Here is a 273-nt window from a genome sequence, read left to right as displayed (position 1 = left end):
ATCATTCGGATGAAACTCAACTTCACCAGAGAAAGCCACCATGGCCTGAATGCCGGAATAACCGTTTTCAGCCACGTATTTGTCAAAAGCCAGTTTATAGCGCACTGCCTCTTTGCGTGAGCTGGTCACCACCATGGCTTTCGCCTGACCGCCCAATAAGCCCATTACGTTCTTTTTGAAGTGCTCCACAATCACCTTCACTTTCTGTGAGATGTTGTGATCATGCAGGCGCACCCAATTGTTCAGTTTCACCTTGGCTTTGCCTGCATCGAC

Annotated in this window: 1 protein-coding gene; it reads right to left on the bottom strand. The window is 48.7% G+C overall.

Annotated elements, in window-relative coordinates; genetic code table 11:
• Nucleotides 1–273, bottom strand: a 273-nt coding sequence (locus tag SB753_RS37255) for a hypothetical protein (protein ID WP_410805162.1), incomplete at both ends; no start/stop codon positions are given.

It is taken from the genome of Paraburkholderia sp. SIMBA_053 (assembly GCF_046534895.1).
Taxonomy (GTDB): domain Bacteria; phylum Pseudomonadota; class Gammaproteobacteria; order Burkholderiales; family Burkholderiaceae; genus Paraburkholderia; species Paraburkholderia caledonica.
Note: the sequence above shows the minus strand (reverse complement) of the source record. Positions and strands in the feature narration are given on the sequence as shown.